The sequence below is a fragment of the Phormidesmis priestleyi BC1401 genome (assembly GCF_001650195.1).
GTDB classification, from domain to species: domain Bacteria; phylum Cyanobacteriota; class Cyanobacteriia; order Leptolyngbyales; family Leptolyngbyaceae; genus Phormidesmis_A; species Phormidesmis_A priestleyi_B.
The window spans coordinates 1-1,495 of record NZ_LXYR01000155.1; the positions used below are offsets into that span (position 1 = coordinate 1).

1 protein-coding gene and 1 pseudogene are annotated in these 1,495 nt (G+C 47.8%); both read left to right on the forward strand.

The annotated features are described in order from the left end of the window. Positions 1-591 (forward strand): IS200/IS605 family accessory protein TnpB-related protein (locus A8707_RS26135; RefSeq protein WP_156518764.1); only part of this gene is annotated, 591 nt, incomplete at its 5' end. A gap of 607 nt (positions 592-1,198) precedes the next feature. Further along, positions 1,199-1,285 (forward strand): annotated as a pseudogene (locus A8707_RS28785) (IS5/IS1182 family transposase); the annotation flags it as partial. Between the last annotated feature and the right edge of the window lie 210 nt (positions 1,286-1,495).

Below are 1,495 nucleotides of genomic sequence, written 5' to 3' on the forward strand. Positions count from 1 at the left end.
TATAACAAGCAAGTTGCCACCCTCAAAGAGAATCAGCCTCAAGGTTTTTGGTCTAAGCGATTAGCTGCCATCACTGAGAAACGCAATCGTCAGGTTAGGGATGCGGTCAATAAAGCGGCTAGAAAGGTGATCAATCATTGTCTTGAGAACAGAATCGGCACCGTCGTGTTTGGCTGGAATCGAGGGCAGAAAGACGGTGCCAATATGGGTGCTAAAACCAATCAGAAGTTTGTCCAGATTCCCACGGGCAGACTCAAAGAGAGAGTCTCGCAACTGTGCGAACAGCACGGGATTCGATTCGTTGAGACGGAAGAAAGCTATACGTCTAAGGCTTCGTTTGTGGATGATGATTTCCTGCCTAAAATCGGTGAGAAACCCGAAGGGTGGAAGGAGTCAGGCAGACGAGTTAAACGTGGCTTGTACCGCACTCAAAACAATCAGTACATCAATGCTGATTGCAACGGTGCGGCAAACATCTTGCGAAAAGTAGCGACAACTTTAGGGCTATGCCTTGAGGGAGTCAGTAGGGGCGCTTTGTTAACGCCTTTGAAGGTTCGCTTGTGGACTCTTCAAGAATCCCCTCGCCTTTAGGCATGGGGAGTATCAAGCTGTTGATTTTTGGTAGGTAGCACTATTACTGACCCATGAACGAGATGGGAAGTGCAGTAGGAACGACAGAATTAGATTTTTAGCCTCTTCGTTGCACTAAATTTGGCGTAGGTCACTCAACCTTGAGCGATGGTTTATCCTCAGTCTTCATGTCTCAATGAAACGGGTAGCAGTAATCGGTGCGTCAGGACGTACGAGAGAGACCCCCGTTCCATCGTACCTCTTGGTTCATTCTGATTTGAGTCATTCCCGCTCAGCAAGCTATCGCGCTGAGTCGGAAATGACTTGGTAGTCTCGAACACAAGATGCATTGGATCAAAGATGTAGTTCAAGGCGAAGATGATTCTGTAATGCGAGCGGCAAACACTGCTGTACAGTGACTTTTTATTTGTCGTGGTGCCAAATTGATGTCATCAAGGGTGTGAAGCCTGTCTCAGCTAACGTCTAGCTTCGGGTACGGACAGGGCGTGGACAACCTGGCATCAACCTTAATGGCTGGAAGCGTGCAGCGACCAGAACGGTCTGACGACACTAATTTGTCCCGATGTCATTTAATTTGGCACTGTACATTTTCGGATTCTAGCGGAGCAGGTACCGGAATCGACGCAAGCGTTCTGGACTACAGTTTAATCTGATTGCTGCAATCGTCAACTTTGAACTTGCACTCTCTTCTTGATTCACGCAAGAGGTTTATCCTCGCGTTGCAGTGAAATTACTGTGCTCCTCAGGCTAAATCCTGTAGCCTGAGGAGCAGGTCGTGACTCTTTACTCCTTACTTATCCGTTGGAGGGGTGCGACCTCTATTTGATACTATTAGAGGGCAACGGAAAAGCCGTATTGATTCAGTTTGTTCCAGAATTGATCCCAACGCGTTGAGGTCAAGACC